The sequence below is a fragment of the Roseivirga sp. E12 genome, assembly GCF_017592825.1.
Lineage (GTDB): Bacteria > Bacteroidota > Bacteroidia > Cytophagales > Cyclobacteriaceae > Roseivirga.
In genome coordinates this window covers 1-17,350 of the sequence record NZ_JAGFMD010000008.1, presented here as the reverse complement: position 1 = coordinate 17,350, position 17,350 = coordinate 1, and the positions used below count along the sequence as shown (strand labels likewise).

The window sequence follows — 17,350 nt, the reverse complement described above, 5'->3', positions numbered from 1 at the left end:
ATGAAGCCGCTTACCTATAAAGTACATTTTAATAAGACCTTCAATTTGGCATACCCTGTAATGCTGAGTCAGTTGGGGCATATCATGGTGGGTATGGCTGACAGTATTATGGTCGGCCAGCTTGGACAGACTCCTCTGGCGGCAGCCTCCTTTGCCAATGGCTTTCTTGCTGTATTTCTAATGTTTGGGATTGGAATTTCTTATGGAATTACCCCACTAGTTGCACAAGCAGATGGCCAACACGATGATAGTAAGATTACGAGACTGCTAAGACATGGGATGATCCTATGTGGTATAGTAGGAGTTTTATTGTTCTTTATCTTATTCGGATCCACATACCTGTTCCCTTACCTGCAGCAGCCAGAAGAAGTGATCAGGCTTGGCACTCCGTATTTGCTGATCATTGCTGCTTCCCTAATCCCTCTAATGGTCTTTCAGAACTTCAGACAGTTTGCTGAGGGACTCTCCGTGACTAAGCCCACGATGTATATCACTATTGCGGCCAACCTGCTGAATGTTTTGTTGAACTACCTTCTAATATATGGTAAGCTGGGTTTACCAGAACTTGGCTTGAATGGAGCGGGTTGGGCTACATTTATTTCTAGAGTCTTAATGGCTATTGGACTTTATGTCTTTGTGATAAAATATGAGAAGTTCAAGGCATACAGGTCAGCATTCCAATTTTCTAAAATAAAGGCAGACTTTTTTAAACCCATGCTTAAGATTGGAGTACCTAGTGGGATTCAATTTGTTTTTGAAGTAGGTGCTTTCACTATGGCAGCTATTATGATGGGTTGGTTAGGTACAGGGCCATTGGCTGCCCACCAAATTGCGATAAGCCTGGTATCTTTAAGTTATATGATGGCTTCTGGGATTTCTGCTGCTTCTACTGTCCGTATTGGAAATCAAATGGGTGCTAGGGATGGCTCTAACCTTCAAAGAGTGGGCAATACGAGCTTCTTAATGTCACTCATCTTCATGGCTTGTTGTGCCTTAGTATTTGTAAGTTTGAGTAGCTTTTTCCCAACATTGTACGTTGATGAGCCTGAAGTAATCTCAATTGCCACAACATTGATTATTGTGGCTGGGTTTTTCCAGTTGTCAGATGGTATTCAAGTTGTTGGGCTAGGAACCTTGCGGGGGATGTCTGATGTGAAAGTACCAACCATCATTACATTAATAGCTTATTGGGGCCTTGCCATACCTATGAGCTATGTACTTGGTTTTACGTTTGATCTTGGTCCTGAAGGTATCTGGTATGGTCTGTTAATTGGCCTTACCGTGGCGGCCATCGCCTTGTTTATTAGATTTAAAAGGTTGGCAAAGAAAAAGGCAGCCAGTTTTGTCAAAAAGGGTGAAGAGAATGCAACCCTTGACCTTTCAGTTAGTCTTTAACATGAAATAAAAATACTACGATAATGAAAACACTATTCGCTACATTCTTAATGCTGGTTACATTGTCAGCCTTCTCGCAAAACAGAGAAACGCGAGACGTTGCGGACTTTGATGAGGTCGTAATGAGACTATCAGGGAAGGTCTACATCAAGATAGGCGATAAGAACGAGGTTATTCTTGAGGGAGATGAGGATGTTCTGGAGAGAGTAGAAACTGACGTACGAGGAGGAAGGTTGTCTATCGGAGAAGAAGGAAGAAGCAGGTGGAGCTGGAGAAGGTCAAGAACAAAACTCAATGTATACATAACGGTTAAAGAATTAAACGGAGCCTTTATAAGTGGTTCCGGGGATATTATCGGTCAGACCGCATTTAAATCAGATGACTTTCGGGTTTCGGTTTCAGGTTCGGGTGATATTGAATTAGAGCTTGATGCCAAAGACGTAGACTCAAGAATTTCAGGTTCAGGAAACATCGAATTATCGGGCTCCGCGCAATACGCAAAACTGAATATCAGTGGTTCAGGAAAGTATCTAGCAGAAGAGATGAAGGTTGACGATTACGAGATTTCTATCTCTGGTTCCGGAAGGGGTTCAATTAATGCTCAGGAGAAGCTAGATGTAAGAATTTCAGGTAGTGGAAGCGTATATTACCGCGGAAGACCTTCAGTCAATTCTAGCGTTGCTGGGAGTGGTAAAGTGAGAAGGATCAATTAAGAGAATATCACTAGAATCTAAGATCCGGCTCCAGGCCGGATTTTTTGTATAAAGACAATTAACCCTTGAACGATTAAGAATTGAGCAAGAACATAAGTGGTCATAATGAAGAAGTCGGCCGATGCGAAATTCTCGTTGAACTTACTATATGCCAATATCGAGTCACTGATAAGGAAGAATGCGGCCCCAGTCATTACCAGCCAAAAGCTTTGTTTGTCAGTTTTCGTCCAACGCTTTCTGGCTGTGACAGCCATCATACAAACTACAACAGTGTAAATCAGTGCTGGGATGTACATGTCGCCAAGCGTCTCATTGATTACTGAGAATATTGCAAAGCCATAAACCACGAAAATCAAGTCCGACCATTGAGGCTTAATACTTCTGTCTTCAGTGGTCACTGCGTTCATATTAATGATGATGTAGAGGAGGTGAGCTATCAAAAAGCTAATCAACCCAGCCAAAAAGAACGTTTCCGACCTAGGGACTAGCATTAAGAGAACATCTCCAAGGAATGAAAAGAAGAGCGCAGCAAATACAAACTTGTTTAAGGGCGTGGTTGGTGCGCTTTTGAAAAAGTAGAAGATCAGCGCAGGCATAAGTAGAGGTTTCGTAATACCAACCAACTCATCCATGTGATTCAAGCGAGCCGCTAAATCCAAAATGGTGATAACGATGAAGGGAAAAATGGACTTATGAAGTTTCATCGATCAGATATCTTTTAAAGACCCTCTGGGACCAATCTAAACCAAAAGTTAGGAAAAGAAAACCAATGAGCGAAGCGCCTGCACATACTATGAAAGCAGTTCTAAGGTTCTCAATTTGATTACTATAGATATAACCTGCGATGAAGGCTCCCAGGCCAATTCCAATTTCCAGAGCAATGTACATGGTGGCCAGTCCCTTTCCGCGGGCTTTGTCCAAGCTAAGATCAATCGTCCATGCATAGATGGTAGGGGTGTTCATGCCCACCGCCACACCGAAGGCCACAGAACTAGCAATTAGCATTGTCTGAGTTGTGGTGAATGCTACCATCAGATCTGCAATGACAATAGCAATGGCGGCATATTTTAATACAATCACCCGCCCAAATTTGTCAGAGGCTTTGCCTGCCAATACTCTTATTATCAATGATGAGAGTACGAATACCCCAAAGAAAATGCCTTTGTTAGACTGACTGAACCCGACATCTATTGCCAAGTCCGGCATTAAAGTAAGCGCTGCGCCAAATGAGAATGACGTTAGCAGGAAAAATAAGGATGGATTGAAAACTCTTGGTTCGAAGATTTCATTCTTTTTGACTTTTAGCAAACGTGGGTGAAAGCGCTGCTTGTTCGTTAAGGTCTCTTTCATACCGATAAGAATGAGTACCGAAAGCAAAGCCAGTGCTGATGACGTATGGAACATGGTATCTAAGCCGAAGGCCTCGGTGATCTTAGGACCAAAACTAGGTCCTGCCGCCATACCTATACTTCCAAAGAGACCAGAATAACCCATTGCCTCACCTCTTCTGTGTGCTGGGACAATATCGGCTATATAGGCAGAAGTACCCGTTGGCTTGAATCCCGTGGAAAATCCATGCAGAAAACGAAGCAATAGGAATGCCCAAATGCTTCCAACCAATGGATACATGAAGCCCATTATAAAGCAAACGACTGCTCCAAGAATCATCACCGGAATCCTACCTATTGTATCAGCTAGTTTTCCACTAAAGGGTCGAGATAGGCCTGCCGTTATGGTAAAAAGCGAGATTACGTAACCTTTCATTTCTCCGCCACCCATTGAAGTTAGGTAGTCATAGAGATCAGGCACGATCATATTAAAGCTCGCGAAGAAGAGGAACGAACTGAGGCAGAGCAAGAAAAATTGAAGTGAGAAAATATTCTTTTGCTCTGTCATCAATTATTGTTGCATCAAGAATGCTTTTATAAAGTCATCTAAATCCCCATCCAAAACATTCTGAACATCAGTTCTTTCTACTGAAGTCCTATTGTCTTTTATGAGCTTGTAAGGGTGGAGTACGTAGTTTCTAATTTGAGATCCGAAGTCTACACGCATCTTTTCGCTCTCTACTTTGTCGCGTTCTTCCATGCGTTTATCCATCTCTAATTGATAGAGTCTTGATTTTAGCATTGACATGGCGCGTTCCCTATTCTCTAGCTGCGACCTGGTCTCAGTGTTTTCAATGCTTATACCAGTAGGGGCGTGCTTAATTCTTACACCAGTTTCTACCTTGTTCACATTTTGACCACCAGCCCCGCCAGAACGGAAGGTATCCCAAGAAATATCCGATGGGTTTACATGAATCTCTATGGTGTCATCTATGATGGGGTAGGCAAAAACAGATGAAAATGAAGTATGTCGTCTACCTCCCGAATCAAAAGGCGAGATTCGTACCAGACGATGGACTCCAGACTCTGATTTTAATTGCCCGTAGGCAAAGTCACCTTCAAACTCTAACGTGGCAGACTTTATTCCAGCGACATCGCCAGGTTGGTAGTTGACTTGTTTGACCTTCATGCCCTGCTTTTCGCCCCACATGATATACATGCGCATCAGCATTTCGGCCCAGTCATTGCTTTCGGTGCCTCCAGCTCCAGGGTTGATCTCAATCATGGCGTTGAGTTGGTCCTCTTCGCCACTAAGCATTTTCTTGAACTCCAGTTCTTCAACAATTGTAGTAGCATTTTGGAATTCCTTCTCTACCTCTTCAGTGTCACCTTCACCCATTTCCAAGAACTCATTGAGGGTCTCTAGGTCTTCAATTGCATCGTTGGCTTTCTCAAAACCGGTGGTCCATACCTTCTTTGTCCGAATGGCCTTTAGTACTTTTTCGGCTTCTTTAGGGTCATTCCAGAAATCTGGTTGAGCAGTAACAAGCTCTTCCTCTTCTACTTCCCGTTTCTTGACATCGTAGTCAAAGATACCCCCTCAAGGCTGAAACACGAGCCTTTAAATCCTTCAGCTGATCTGCTGTCATGATGTTGAAATTTTGAAGATGCAAAGGTGGCGAAATGGGCCGGATATTTCAAGGTCTGAGAGAACCTATGTTTGAAAGAAATTGGGGCCTAATAGACTAAAAGGATCCTATAATGAATGCCTCGAATTTTGGGTTGGTAAGGTCTACCTTTTTACGCCTCATCCACCTTAGGCTATAACCTGTTAACACCAATGCCGCACTTGTGGCTGTGGTACCTGTATCGAATGTGAAAGGATTTCCTTCAATAACGCTATTGTTAAATAAGTCAATGGCTAATAGGCCATAACCAGCCACTGGTAATACGTCTTCAGCACTTCTGAGCAGGGGAGATCGGTTAGAAAAGGCATTAGAAACATTCACCACTTCTATCTGATCAAGTGTGATGATGTTGTTCTCCAAGACTATTGTACTATCGGCAAACTGGGTAATACGATCTGTGAAAAAATCTAGCTCTCCTTTTTGCTTATAAATCAGATAGTTGCCGACACGATACTCATATCTACGGGTAGTTCCCTTCTTCCGAAGTACCATGTAAGCTTGAGCCGATACTGTTTGAAAACAAAAAAGCAGCCCCAGAACGAAAAACAGTTTTTTCAAATTCATATGAGCCGCTAAGTAAATTAAAATCTTCGTTAAGTAATGTTAAACTTTGTAAGTCCAACCATATCTATCCTCAATAACTCCAGTTCGGATATCATTAAGTTCTTTCAGGATTTTCCCTGAAAACTCTCCTTGTGCTGGGTGATTGATTTCGAATACTTCGTCTTCAAAACCAATTTTAGCGATCGGTGCAATGGTGGCGGCAGTTCCAACACCAAATGCTTCTTGAATTCTTCCTTCTCTGGCAGCTGAAATAATCTCTTTAACCGCAATTGGTCTTTCTTCGACAGTCATGCCCCAGTCATTAGCAATGGTCAGTACACTATTTCGTGTGATTCCATTCAATATGGTGCCTGAGGTAGGAGCAGTGATTAGGGTACCATCTACCACGAACATGACATTCATAGTACCTGACTCTTCTATATACTCGTGTGTTTTTCCGTCAGTCCAGATCAACTGATGAAAGCCTTTTTCTTGTGCTAGTTTTGCAGGGTATAAGCTTGCCGCGTAATTACCGCCAGCCTTAGCAAAGCCAGTTCCACCTTCAAATGCTCTTGAGAATTTAGTTTCGATTTTCACATTGACCGGCTGTGAGTAATAAGCACCAACAGGACAGGTAATGATCATAAAACGGAAGTTTTGGGAAGGTCTAATTCCGATGTATTCATCTGTTCCAAAGACAAATGGCCTAATGTAAAGAGACGTATCTGGAGATGAAGGCACCCAACTACTGTCTAACTTTATCAGCTCTGTGAGTGCTTCCATAAAGAGTGCTTCCGGTACCTCAGGAATACACATTCTTTCAGCAGAAACATTCAATCGTTTTGCATTGGCCTCAGGCCTGAAAATCATCACTTCACCTTGAGGGTTTCTGTAGGCTTTCAGCCCTTCGAAAATTGTAATACCGTAATGTAAAGCACTATTGGCTGGGCTTACAGAAATGTTTTGATAGGGCTCAATTCTGAGATCATGCCACTCGCCATCTTTATAGTCGGCAATAAACATATGGTCAGAGTAAAGTTGACCGAATGGAATATTGCTTTCATCTAATTCGTCTACACGTGATTCATTAGTCTGTTGAATGCGAATGGTCTGAGTATCTATCATGTATTCAGTTTATTAAATTTTGGAATGCAAAGGTACACCGAAAACGCTCAAATTGCAAACGTTGTCAAGAATGTAAAATATTAGTATTCAACTACTTATGATCCTTAAGGACCAAATAATATTAAGGAGAATGTGCTTTTTAGGAATGGAATGTTTCGTCAGAAAATTATCGAACCCAATTATTTATGGAATTCACTTTTTCGACTTTCTTGGTTCCCAAAGTACTTCTTCTGCCTTTAAGTCTTGGGCCATTTTGCGGCCTAACACGAATAAGTAGTCAGAAAGTCTATTAAGGTATCTAACGACTAGCCCGTCAATGGGTTCAAGTTCATTTAGACTAATGACGAGCCTTTCTGTTCTTCTACAAACACATCTTGCTATATGAGCAAAGGAAACTGACTGGTGGCCTCCGGGTAAAATGAAATTGGTCAGGGCAGGAAGTTCACTGTCCATCTGATCCATTGCTTCTTCAAGCTGGACAACATCTTCTTCGAAAAGATCGGGTTTTACTACCTTGTCTTTGCCAGGTTCAGTAGCCAGTTCAGCTCCAAGCGTAAATAGTCGATCCTGAATATTTTTGAGCAAGTCTTTTCGACTGGCGTTTACCTCTTGATCACGGAGCAGACCTATGTAGCTGTTTAGCTCATCAACGGTTCCATAGGCTTCAATTCTGATGTGTGCCTTAGAAACACGAGCACCACCCAATAATGAGGTGGTGCCTGAATCTCCTGTTTTTGTATATATCTTCAAACTTAAACTTCTTCGCTTTGTAATCTCATAGGGTTCACCTTGGTAGGGTTTTCATTGATATCGTCCTTCTCGACAAGACCATCTCTTAACCTTACAATTCTGTGAGAATATTGAGCAATATCATCTTCGTGCGTTACCATAATAATGGTATTCCCTTTGTCATGAAGTTCCGCAAATAGCTCCATGATGTCATATGAAGTCTTAGAATCTAGGTTTCCTGTTGGCTCATCCGCGAGAATAATGGACGGATCGTTCACAAGTGCTCTTGCAATAGCAACTCTTTGTCTCTGTCCCCCTGAAAGCTCATTAGGTTTGTGGTGAGCTCTATCGCCTAGCCCCACACCTGTAAGTGCTGCTAATGCTTTCTCTTCGCGTTCTGACTTGCTATAGCCTGCATAAATCAGAGGGAGCGCCACATTCTCTAAAGAAGAGGCTCTTGGTAGTAGGTTAAATGTCTGGAAAACGAAGCCAATTTCTTTATTTCTGATTTCAGCGAGTTCATTTTCAGTCATGTCACTCACATCATTTCCGTTCAGGATATATTGTCCACCAGAAGGCGTATCTAAACATCCAATCATGTTCATGAGTGTAGACTTACCAGAACCTGAAGGTCCCATGAAAGAAACGTACTCCCCTTGATTGATATTAATGCTCACGGATTTCAAAGCTCTAATGGTTTCACTACCCATTTGATAGATCTTTGAGATATCTGATGTTTGAATTACAGTTTTGCTCATACTCGTTTGACGTCAGTAATTGACTAAAAGTTTAATACACTACTAAATAATTATGCAAAAGGTTTAATACTTCAAAAGAATCAAAAAGAAGACAGTGTTTAAAACCTCTTTACGTAAACGGGTAACCTAACGGATTATAGGCGCATTGAGCCATTAAACCATGACTAACGATTGAGCAACTCTTGTCTTCTGGCATCCATTAGTTTATTAAACTTAAGTGAGACCTCATTATGAACGGTGGCGTCTACCATGCCCTTAATTCTTGACAAAGCTGTTCTTCCGAAGTTGCTGAGGCCTGTTTTGGCGCATTGGTAGATATACTCCTCCAAAAGCTTAGAGGAGTTGGCATTCACAGTCACAGTCTCAAGTAGCAAATCATAAATCTCGCTCTCTGCTACTTCACTGTTGCCAAGAAGGTCTATTGATTTTAATGTGGTTTCTTCATCGAAAGCGTTAGTCAGTGCAATGGATTTCAGGCGTTCGATATATTCGATGTTGTTTAAATCCGCCTTTTCATTCTCTAATGCTGTTAGTAATCCGCTAATGTCAGCTTTCTCAGTGTAGTTGGTTAGACTTTTTATGGCATCGATAAATTCCTTCACCTGTGGTTCACTGTAGCCGTTCTTTTGTGCTCTGTCAAGGCTTTCAATGGTGAGTTCGACCTGCCCCTGGTGAAAAGCCCAAATGGCTTTGACAAAATAAGGGAAACCTGCTGATCCTTGATTTGAAGATATAGTAGTCTCTATCGTCTTAAAGGCATGATTGATCGCTCCACTATTATACAAAGCCATTGCCTTGGCAATTAAGAGAAAGCTAGAATAGATGCCATTTTTATCGCTACTTAGGTAGTAGTCGATGGTATTCAGAATTTCTGATCCCTGTTGAGTAGACTGATTCAGGGCAGCATTGTAGAGATAGAATAAGTCTTCTCTCAGTAACAAAGTGTCCTTGTTAAGCACTAAGTCAAACGGTATGTCAGTTTCCTGGGCATTGGCAAGTGCCTGACGATTGATCATCACATGGATATTGTCCGTGTGATTGTATGTTACGGTAGTGTCAAAATTCACATCGGCCGCAAGGTCATAGTTCAATGCCGCCAGATTGGCCTCGCTTACCAAAGAAGACTTACCGTTGTTTCCGGCAAAATATCTGTAGGCAGAATCGTAATTACTATATCGATAATGGGATAGACCTAAGTTGTTTTTAACCTGACCACTGGACAGTGTCTCAGGCGTATTCATTAGAGAAGTTAACTCGCGGTAAAGGAGGTCACGATCGGCATAGTAATTTGCATAAGCAATTCTGGCTTTCGGGTTTGTCGAAGCCTCCAGTATGCTGTTTAACTGACTTGGTACCTCATTAAGCTCACGTTGACCTTCGGCAATTCTAGTGAGAGAATAGTTTGCCTTGAAGTTATAGAAGTCGAAGTATACGCTCTGCTTATAGTACTGGTCGGTTAATAGTTCGTTATCTATTTTCTTCGCTAGAGAGGCCAACATGGAATACTGACCTGCTTTGACTTGATAGTATGGTCTATTTTCTAAGTAAAAGATACCACCCAAAAAGAGCACAAAAGCGAATAGCCGAACCATTAAAATGGGGGCGAGCAGTCCCTTAAAGAATACTGGCCAGACCTCGAGGTTTGATAGCAATGGAGGAATGAAGTTAATCAGGGCATAAGCAAAAAAGGCCAGACCAAAGGTCATGTGACTGATGATGATTACCCATTCAATAGCATTGACAATGGAGTCATTGACCGTTAAATGAGCCCAGGCTATCAAGCAAAATAAAAGACTCGCACCAACCGGGTAGAGCCAGTATCGAATGAGTTTGAGATCAACATTGCTTTCCATACCCTCCAATTTTTTTTCAAGGCTGAAGAAACCGGAGATGACTGAGAAGACCAGCAACACATACGGGTTTAGAAAGTAAATGTCGATTTCGGTATAACCCGTTCTTTGTAGAAAAAGAAGAATCGCAAGGAGTACATAGATACTTCCGATAATCGCGAAGTGCTTCAGGCTATTTTTACCATTGGAAGATCCTTGTGTGGTAAGTTTAAAAAGGCTGAAAATATTATCTCCAGCAACGAAAACGATAAAGATGGTACTAAAGATAATGGGACTCAAAACACCATAAGAAATATTAAGTAACTGAGGGTCGGCTGCATTTGTGAGCAACATAATAATGGCGATCAGGCTACCATAGAGTACTAGACTGGCCGTTAGACGCACCCAAAGCTTGGTTTGTGGATAGAAGCTTTGAAAAAGATAGGTGAGCACAAAGTAGCCTCCAATAGCACCATAGGTGAGGTAGGGATCTGATATACCGAGTTCTTCTAGCCTCAATTGAATCAAACTAAAGACAACCACACCTGATACCATGAAATAGGAGAATCGGTCAAAGTAGCTGACCAGGGTCGTAATAGTGATCAGAGACAAGTAGAAAACGATGAATAGGGCAGTCTCCGGCCACTCTAGATAGGCGATGTCACCAGTGGCGTATTTCTGCCAACTGATGATCTGATCGATGTAAAGGCCTGCGGCTTGACCATTGAGTTGAAAATACTCAAGAAGTAAAGGCCTCGTCTTGAAGGTGGTTTCTATTTCCCAGGGTAGTGCCAGATTGTCTCCAACAACCAAGGCGTAGATAAAGAGTACAAAACAAGCAGCAGTTAAAGTATAACCGAGGATTTTAAAGGAACTGATTACTTGTTTGTTCAATGAGTTGAATTGTTGTAAGACTAATGTAAAGCTATGAATTACGTTTCATTACATTCGGTACTTTGAAGAACTGATCGTTATGCTCTGGAGCATTTTTTAATCCAGAAGCTGTACTGATGGTCTTTTCGGCTATATCGGAACGTAATGCATTCACTTCATTTGTCATGTGCGTCAATGGTTCTACTCCGTCCGTATCTAGTTCCTTTAGCTTGTCAACCCAAGCCAAAATCTCTGTCATGTCTTTTTGAAGTTTCTCTTCCTGCTCAGGTTTGATGTTCAATCTGGCGAGATGTGCCACCTTGGCTAAGCTTTCCTTATCAACCTTCATCGTTATAGAATTTATCCATCTGAGCTTCCATTGTGCTACGCACCTTTTGCTTAAGCGCTTTTACTGCCTCGTCACTTTGACCTTCCGGCCAAATGGGTGCATGAACATGTACTCGCACCTTGCCTGGATGCATGGTCAATGGCATGACGTCAGGCAAAAGTATGTGATTGTACGGAATTGTGATGGGGACGATTGGGATTTGTTCTTCTACCGCTATGCGGAAACTGCCCTCTTTAAAAGCTACCATTTTTGGTGGCTCTTTTGAAAGAATTCCACCCTCGGGGAAGAATACGATACCAAACCCTCTAGCAATGGCTTCCTTAGCATTCAACCATGTATTGTGTTTGCTCCGCATGCTTTTACGATCTACTAAGATGTGAAGCTTGTTATACATGTAGCCCCAGAGGGGTACTTTTTTGAGCGAGGCTTTGCCGATAAATTTAAAGTTATGACCGATCAAACCGATGGTTGGAATGTCTAAGTATGAGGTATGGTTTGCGCAGAAAATATAGCGTTGTTTTCTATCAAGCTTTTGGTCAAAAGTAATTTTGGTGCGGTTTAAGAATAGGAAGAAAAAGAAGACCCTGGCCCAAATGTAGTTGAGCGTAGCAGCCATTTTTTCTAGAGGCTTAATGAAGATCGCTAGTAAGAAAAACGGAAGGAGAATAATGAATACTAAGGCGAAAACTATGAGCCCGTAGACAGAATAAATTAGTAGTAGTCTCCTTTTCATTTACGGCAGCGAATATAGCAAGTCTATTTATTAATCATATGCAGTGCAGCCTTGTACACATAATCCCAAAACTCATCTTTCTCTTTTTCAGCAAAAGTGGCTTTCTCTAGTGCATTGTGCATATGCTGTAGCCAGTGCGTAGCTTCATCTTGGCCAATCTTCCATTGAAAGTGTCTGCGTCTAAGCATAGGGTGCCCACGTTCATCAGTATAGGTCTGATGACCTCCCAATGCCTGAATAAAAAAGAGCTTCAGCCTGTTCTTAGCCGGTAGAAGATCTTCGGGGTACATTTTTCGAATCAATTCATCACCTTCAACACCTTCGTAAAAATCATCTACCAATTGAAGAATGTTGTCTTCACCGATTCGCTCATAAAGGGTGGGAGTTTCAGCCATCAGATTTGATTCAGGGCCTGGTCGAAGTCCGAAATAAGGTCATCAGGATTTTCAATACCTACAGAGATTCTAATCAGGCTTTCGGTAATGTTGTTCTTAATCCGATCTTCCTCATTCATATTGGAACTGCTCATGGTATAAGGATGAGAAGCCAGAGTTTCAGTGCTTCCTAGGGAGACGGCTAGCTTAGCGAGCTCCAAGCTGTTCAAAAACTTAAAAGCCTCCGTTTCTAGTCCCGTCACTTCAAAAGCCATCATGGCACCGGCAGAGTTCTGCTGCTTCTGGTAGATGGCATGTTGTGCAGTACCTTCTTCTAAATGTCCTAAGAAGTAGACTTTTTCCACTTTGGAATGGCCTTTCAAAAAGTCGGCAAGTTTTTCGGCATTCGAAGCCTGCTTTTCCATGCGGAGCGCTACTGTCTCAAGGCTTCTGGTTACTAACCAGGAAGTAAAAGGAGAAGCCATACAGCCAAGCGTAGTCCTTAGGCCTTTGATAGCCTGAATCAGGTCTTCTCTGCCCGAGCAAGCACCTGCAATCACATCACTATGGCCACCAATATATTTGGTAGCAGAGTAGAGGTTTAGGTCTGCACCTTGAGAGATCGGCTTCTGAAAGATGGGTCCTAAATAAGTATTGTCAATCGCAATAACAGCTTCTATTCCATTAGTTCGTAAATCTTCACGGAGATTAGCGATCATCCCAATGTCAGTAAGCGATAATGTTGGATTGGCTGGGGTTTCCACATAGATCATTTTGAGCTGCTCAGCTCTAGGGTGCTTGAGTACCTTTTGTTCGATGTCTTCTTGCGTACTTTCCGAGTCGAACTCGATCCACTCCACATCATAGTGATTGAGCGTACGCTTGATAAAGGTATCGGTACCACCATAAAGTGGCGATGACATCAGGATCAAGTCACCCGCCTTGCAGAAGGTCATGATGGTGGTAGAGATGGCTGCCATGCCGCTTTCAAAGAAGGCTGCATCTTCAGCACCATCGAGCTGTGCCAAGCGAAATTCCGCAGCCGTGAGGTTGGGGTGGTTTAGCCGAGTATAGATCAGGCTACTGTTTCTTTCTTCCAGCGTATCCGCTCCTTTGTATTGATCGAAAAAGGCTTTGCCCTCCTCGGCAGTATTGAACATAAAGGTGGAGGTCTGAAAAATCGGATTTTTCAACGAGTTTAAAACCCCCATAGGATCGTGTCCGTCAGCTACTACGAGGCTTTCGGCACTAAACTTTGCTCTATTTTTTTTATCCATTATTTGATGGCTCTGACTTTCAGCGAGCTGCCTTCCTGACTAATCACAACAACTTTTTCGCCTGCTTCTACATATTCTCCACGAGTATAGGCATCATAGATTTCTCCATCTATGTCTATTCTACCACTGGGTCGGAGAATAGTATTTGCGGTTCCTTGCCTACCCACAAGGTCCTGAGTATGGAAAGTGGCGACATAACCATCCGCCTTTTCTTGGCTAGAAGTAAGCGCAACCCGATCGAACATTTTTGATTTTGTAAACCGATAGCCAAACACAAAGAGTACGACAATAGAGCCGACTACACCCGCCCCGACCACTCCTGCCGCGGTTGATATCTCACCGACAGGTACGTTGTCAAAGTTGAAGTTATCATTGCCGAGCATAATGAATATCAGTGCGCCAACGGTACAGATGATGCCCGCAACGCCTGCCACCCCAAAGCCAGGAATTACAAAGACCTCGAGCGCGATTAATGCAAAACCAATAAAGAAAACGGCAATCTCCCAGTTGGCTGCTAAGCCATTGAGGTAATAAGGTACCAGATAAAGTACCAGTGCAATCCCAGCTGCCGCAAGGGGAAAGCCAACTCCAGGTGTCTGTAATTCAAAAAAGATTCCAGCGGTGATTACAAGAATCAACAGACCACTGACAAAAGGATTCAGGAAAAAGGAGATGACCTTTTCCGTACCAGATAGTTCATATCGGATCAATTCGTAATCGACAATATTATTCTTCTCCAGAATGTCTTGAATACTGGCCACTTCTCTTTCACAATAGCCATTAGCAATCGCCTCAGAAGTAGTGAAAGTGATGATTTTACCCGATTCTGTTACACCTTCAATCTCCACTCGGTCATCGACCATACCTTCGGCAATCAGTGGATCTCTATTATTCTCTTCTGCCGTTGATCGCATAATGGACCGCATATATGATTGGTACTTGTCAGGAGCCTGCGTGCCATCTGCACCATTGACTACTGTGGCAGCACCAATGTTAGCACCAGGCACCATATAAATGCTGTCACAGGCAATAGAGATTAATGCCCCTGCAGAGGCAGCATCGTTATTAATATAGACCCACACGGGTTTCTCATATTCAAGTATTCTCGTCCGGATATCGTTGGCATCATTGACAGCGCCACCATAGGTGTCCATGTCAATAAGCACAATGTCGGCACCGACATCCGTAGCTTGGTCTAGCGCCAAGTCTACATAGCGGTTCATCCTAGGGTCAATGTCATCGCGTATTTCCATCAAGAAAACTTTCAGGGTGCCCTCTTGGTATTTGGATTGCTCTGAGGCCAATGCGACCACGGCCAGTAATAAAATACTGCTTAAGACAATTCCTCTGACTACGTTTCTAATTCCTTTGATCCTCACTTGAATAGCTTATTTTTGCTTCAAATTACGAATAAAGGACTTGTCAAAACAGTTGCAACACGATTTTTCACATGGCTTCGATGCTGATATATGGGAAGTGCTTTCTCATGGCGATCAGCTCTTGATAACCACTCGCGACAGTGAAAAATTGACTGTTAGCTTTTCCCTATTTAATCTGGTCACTAAAAAATTTCTTTGGAAGGAGATCAGTTTTGAAGAGTCTTGGTGGATTAGTGTTTATCATTTTACTAATGGCATAGTAGTCTTCCAGACCTATGATGATACACAGAATATTGAAGCCAGATCGGTATTTGGTTTTGATACAGAAAGCCTGGAGGCCATCTGGTCAGTTGATGGTGTGAAGTTGTTTAATGTGAGGTCGGATGTGTTGACATTAGCATCAATGGAAGCTCCAGAATCACAGCTTAGTATCGATATTCGGACTGGCCAAGAGACAAATGAATCTAATAAGGTTTCAGAAAGTCCTACGCTTTCGGAAGCATCTTATCCGATCCAGTATGATAGTGAGAGTCCTCACTTCGCCACTATCTCTAGATTTTTGAAAGAAAGGCAAAACCTCACATTAGAGGGGAGTTGCGACTACCTCGAATGGAAGGATCATTTTGCAGTTACCGTAAATAGTAAGGAGGACGGAGGCTATAACCTTGATTTGTTCGTATTTAGTTTGGAAGGTGACTTGCTGTTGAATCAATCCTTAGATCGAGGATTGAAGGGCTTGGCAACTGGCACGTTTTTTATAGTTAAGCAAGACCTTATATTTGTTGGGGGTAAGCGAAATTTAATGATCTATGGCTTTTAAGCATATGAAGAAGTATTTCGGAGTATTTGTAATTTTTCTCTTGATAACATCCACGGGTTTCGCCCAAACCGACTCTTTGGGTATTGAGAAAAAAGGTGACCAAGTGTTTGTGGTACACAAAGTATTGACCAAGCAGACACTCTTTTCATTGGCCAAAAGGTATCAAACGACAGTCACAGAAATCAATCAGGCCAATCCAGAATTATCTAATGGTCTTCAAGTAGGGCAAACGCTAAAAATACCTTTCGGGGGTACTCTACCTACTGAAAAGAAGGAACTAAAACTGACTGTCACTAACACTGCGACACACCAAGTTGCTCCGGGTGAAACACTCTTTGCGATAGCCAAACAGTATAACGTCAGTATCACGGATTTGAAAACTTGGAACAACCTCTCCTCCAATTCGCTTTCTCTAGGGCAGGAGTTATTGGTGAAAGTTCAAAGTGAAGTTGACGCAACACCTGATAATGAGACAGCAAAAGTAGTAGTGCCTGTTACGGTGAATACAGCATCTGATACTGAGCCGATACCCGTGGTTGTGGTAGATACTACAAAAACCGAAACAGTTGCAACTCCAGAGCCTGAGGACTATGGAGGCACCAAGTTGCAGCCTTTTAAGGTGGAGGGTTTAGCAGAAGTGATTGATGAAGAAGAGCCTACTACCAAATTTTTCGCGCTACATAGAACGGCAAAAGTGGGCACTGTGATCAAAGTCAAAAACTTAATGAATGACCTCACGGTCTATGTGAGGGTTGTTGGGGCCATGCCTAGTGTAACTGATGAGAAGGTGATCATCAAGCTCAATCAAAAGGCATATGATCATCTAAAGGCCATTGATAAACGCTTCAGAGTTGAGCTGAGCTACTTTCAGTAAATGACTCATTTTGATTACGAATTACTTTAGACTCTAGTCATCGAAAGAGAGTCGTTGTAATCAATATTCTTTTATAAATCAGGTGAAATAGATATACAGACTCTGTGATTACTTAATTAGAGTAGATTAGTGTTAAATCATTGCTGATTTAATAAATGAAGAGTATATTTATATATATAATATCATTAAATAATCATACAAATGAAAGGTTGCTTATTCATCGCCTGTATTCTTTTTACCACCTTTAGTTTGAAAGCATTTCAGGCCCCTTCGAATGACAATAAAGTAAATGCTCATCTGATCACTTTTGATTCCAATGGAGAATATCGCTCTGTAAATGCTGAGTTTACCACAATCGATGCCACTGGAGATGGTGTTCGACCCTCGAATTGGTCTACTGATCCCAATGCTAACGTATGGTTTAAGTTTATTGCTCCATCAAGTGGAGCGGTTGAGATAGAGGTTAAGACGTATGGTTCTGAAGGTTATGGACAATACCATAGACTAGCCTTATTCGATGATCAAGGCACTGAGGTGAGTAGCACAAATCACGTTCATGGCAA

18 protein-coding genes are annotated in these 17,350 nt (G+C 42.2%); 5 read left to right on the top strand and 13 right to left on the bottom strand.

Going from position 1 to position 17,350, the window contains the following annotated elements; all coding sequences use genetic code 11:
• Nucleotides 1-1,395 carry an MATE family efflux transporter gene (locus J4E76_RS16185; RefSeq protein WP_208505840.1) on the top strand — a complete coding sequence of 465 codons (1,395 nt, stop codon included), beginning with the start codon at nucleotides 1-3 and terminating at the stop codon, nucleotides 1,393-1,395.
• A 23-nt stretch (nucleotides 1,396-1,418) separates the two neighbouring features.
• Nucleotides 1,419-2,108, top strand: a complete 690-nt coding sequence (locus J4E76_RS16180) for a head GIN domain-containing protein (protein WP_208505839.1) — start codon at nucleotides 1,419-1,421, stop codon at nucleotides 2,106-2,108.
• Nucleotides 2,109-2,125: 17 nt separating this feature from the next.
• Here the strand turns inward: J4E76_RS16180 and J4E76_RS16175 are convergent, their stop codons facing one another.
• From J4E76_RS16175 to J4E76_RS16115, 13 genes are all read right to left on the bottom strand, one after another.
• On the bottom strand, nucleotides 2,126-2,812 hold the full coding sequence (locus tag J4E76_RS16175; RefSeq protein WP_208505838.1) for a lysoplasmalogenase: 687 nt from the start codon (nucleotides 2,810-2,812) through the stop codon (nucleotides 2,126-2,128).
• Nucleotides 2,799-4,004, bottom strand: coding sequence for an MFS transporter (locus tag J4E76_RS16170; RefSeq protein WP_208505837.1), 1,206 nt, complete (start codon nucleotides 4,002-4,004; stop codon nucleotides 2,799-2,801). The genes J4E76_RS16175 and J4E76_RS16170 overlap by 14 nt, the downstream gene beginning before the upstream one ends.
• A gap of 3 nt (nucleotides 4,005-4,007) precedes the next feature.
• Nucleotides 4,008-5,085 (bottom strand): peptide chain release factor 2 gene (prfB, locus tag J4E76_RS16165; RefSeq protein ID WP_208505836.1). Its coding sequence is split into 2 segments (ribosomal slippage): nucleotides 4,008-5,024 and nucleotides 5,026-5,085, totalling 1,077 coding nucleotides; the frame shifts between segments, so codons are not numbered across the junction.
• A gap of 96 nt (nucleotides 5,086-5,181) precedes the next feature.
• Nucleotides 5,182-5,688, bottom strand: coding sequence for a hypothetical protein (locus J4E76_RS16160; RefSeq protein WP_208505835.1), 507 nt, complete (start codon nucleotides 5,686-5,688; stop codon nucleotides 5,182-5,184).
• A gap of 39 nt (nucleotides 5,689-5,727) precedes the next feature.
• On the bottom strand, nucleotides 5,728-6,792 hold the full coding sequence (locus J4E76_RS16155) for a branched-chain amino acid aminotransferase (protein WP_208505834.1): 1,065 nt from the start codon (nucleotides 6,790-6,792) through the stop codon (nucleotides 5,728-5,730).
• Between the two features lie 192 nt (nucleotides 6,793-6,984).
• Nucleotides 6,985-7,542, bottom strand: a complete 558-nt coding sequence (locus tag J4E76_RS16150) for a cob(I)yrinic acid a,c-diamide adenosyltransferase (RefSeq protein ID WP_208505833.1) — start codon at nucleotides 7,540-7,542, stop codon at nucleotides 6,985-6,987.
• A gap of 2 nt (nucleotides 7,543-7,544) precedes the next feature.
• The gene (locus tag J4E76_RS16145; RefSeq protein ID WP_208505832.1) at nucleotides 7,545-8,279 is read right to left on the bottom strand and encodes an ABC transporter ATP-binding protein; all 735 of its coding nucleotides are present in this window, start codon (nucleotides 8,277-8,279) and stop codon (nucleotides 7,545-7,547) included.
• A 164-nt stretch (nucleotides 8,280-8,443) separates the two neighbouring features.
• Nucleotides 8,444-11,002 carry a hypothetical protein gene (locus tag J4E76_RS16140; protein ID WP_208505831.1) on the bottom strand — a complete coding sequence of 853 codons (2,559 nt, stop codon included), beginning with the start codon at nucleotides 11,000-11,002 and terminating at the stop codon, nucleotides 8,444-8,446.
• 31 nt (nucleotides 11,003-11,033) lie between these two features.
• Nucleotides 11,034-11,330 carry an Asp-tRNA(Asn)/Glu-tRNA(Gln) amidotransferase subunit GatC gene (gatC, locus tag J4E76_RS16135; RefSeq protein ID WP_208505830.1) on the bottom strand — a complete coding sequence of 99 codons (297 nt, stop codon included), beginning with the start codon at nucleotides 11,328-11,330 and terminating at the stop codon, nucleotides 11,034-11,036.
• A complete protein-coding gene (locus J4E76_RS16130) occupies nucleotides 11,320-12,063 on the bottom strand; it encodes a 1-acyl-sn-glycerol-3-phosphate acyltransferase (protein WP_208505829.1) in 744 nt (247 codons plus the stop codon). The genes gatC and J4E76_RS16130 overlap by 11 nt, the downstream gene beginning before the upstream one ends.
• A gap of 23 nt (nucleotides 12,064-12,086) precedes the next feature.
• Nucleotides 12,087-12,458 carry a cyanoglobin gene (locus tag J4E76_RS16125; RefSeq protein ID WP_208505828.1) on the bottom strand — a complete coding sequence of 124 codons (372 nt, stop codon included), beginning with the start codon at nucleotides 12,456-12,458 and terminating at the stop codon, nucleotides 12,087-12,089.
• Nucleotides 12,458-13,714 (bottom strand): aminotransferase class I/II-fold pyridoxal phosphate-dependent enzyme, encoded by a 1,257-nt coding sequence (locus J4E76_RS16120; RefSeq protein WP_208505827.1) that lies wholly within the window; start codon nucleotides 13,712-13,714, stop codon nucleotides 12,458-12,460. Before J4E76_RS16120 ends, J4E76_RS16125 begins: the two co-directional genes overlap by 1 nt.
• A complete protein-coding gene (locus tag J4E76_RS16115) occupies nucleotides 13,714-15,093 on the bottom strand; it encodes a nodulation protein NfeD (protein WP_370592817.1) in 1,380 nt (459 codons plus the stop codon). Before J4E76_RS16115 ends, J4E76_RS16120 begins: the two co-directional genes overlap by 1 nt.
• Before the next feature lie 52 nt (nucleotides 15,094-15,145).
• Between J4E76_RS16115 and J4E76_RS16110 the strand changes: the two genes are divergently transcribed.
• The 3 genes from J4E76_RS16110 to J4E76_RS16100 form a co-directional block, all read left to right on the top strand.
• Nucleotides 15,146-15,913, top strand: coding sequence for a DUF4905 domain-containing protein (locus tag J4E76_RS16110; protein ID WP_208505826.1), 768 nt, complete (start codon nucleotides 15,146-15,148; stop codon nucleotides 15,911-15,913).
• On the top strand, nucleotides 15,903-16,787 hold the full coding sequence (locus J4E76_RS16105) for a LysM peptidoglycan-binding domain-containing protein (RefSeq protein WP_208505825.1): 885 nt from the start codon (nucleotides 15,903-15,905) through the stop codon (nucleotides 16,785-16,787). Before J4E76_RS16110 ends, J4E76_RS16105 begins: the two co-directional genes overlap by 11 nt.
• Before the next feature lie 201 nt (nucleotides 16,788-16,988).
• Nucleotides 16,989-17,350 (top strand): hypothetical protein (locus J4E76_RS16100; RefSeq protein WP_208505824.1); only part of this gene is annotated, 362 nt, incomplete at its 3' end.

Bases quoted from the DNA above. Each gene is read 5' to 3' on its own strand.
- J4E76_RS16185 (WP_208505840.1), top strand. From the start codon at position 1: ATGAAGCCGCTTACCTATAAAGTACATTTTAATAAGACCTTCAATTTG.
- J4E76_RS16180 (WP_208505839.1), top strand. From the start codon at position 1,419: ATGAAAACACTATTCGCTACATTCTTAATGCTGGTTACATTGTCAGCC.
- J4E76_RS16175 (WP_208505838.1), bottom strand. From the start codon at position 2,812: ATGAAACTTCATAAGTCCATTTTTCCCTTCATCGTTATCACCATTTTG.
- J4E76_RS16170 (WP_208505837.1), bottom strand. From the start codon at position 4,004: ATGACAGAGCAAAAGAATATTTTCTCACTTCAATTTTTCTTGCTCTGC.
- J4E76_RS16160 (WP_208505835.1), bottom strand. From the start codon at position 5,688: ATGAATTTGAAAAAACTGTTTTTCGTTCTGGGGCTGCTTTTTTGTTTT.
- J4E76_RS16155 (WP_208505834.1), bottom strand. From the start codon at position 6,792: ATGATAGATACTCAGACCATTCGCATTCAACAGACTAATGAATCACGT.
- J4E76_RS16145 (WP_208505832.1), bottom strand. From the start codon at position 8,279: ATGAGCAAAACTGTAATTCAAACATCAGATATCTCAAAGATCTATCAA.
- gatC (WP_208505830.1), bottom strand. From the start codon at position 11,330: ATGAAGGTTGATAAGGAAAGCTTAGCCAAGGTGGCACATCTCGCCAGA.
- J4E76_RS16130 (WP_208505829.1), bottom strand. From the start codon at position 12,063: ATGAAAAGGAGACTACTACTAATTTATTCTGTCTACGGGCTCATAGTT.
- J4E76_RS16125 (WP_208505828.1), bottom strand. From the start codon at position 12,458: ATGGCTGAAACTCCCACCCTTTATGAGCGAATCGGTGAAGACAACATT.
- J4E76_RS16120 (WP_208505827.1), bottom strand. From the start codon at position 13,714: ATGGATAAAAAAAATAGAGCAAAGTTTAGTGCCGAAAGCCTCGTAGTA.
- J4E76_RS16105 (WP_208505825.1), top strand. From the start codon at position 15,903: ATGGCTTTTAAGCATATGAAGAAGTATTTCGGAGTATTTGTAATTTTT.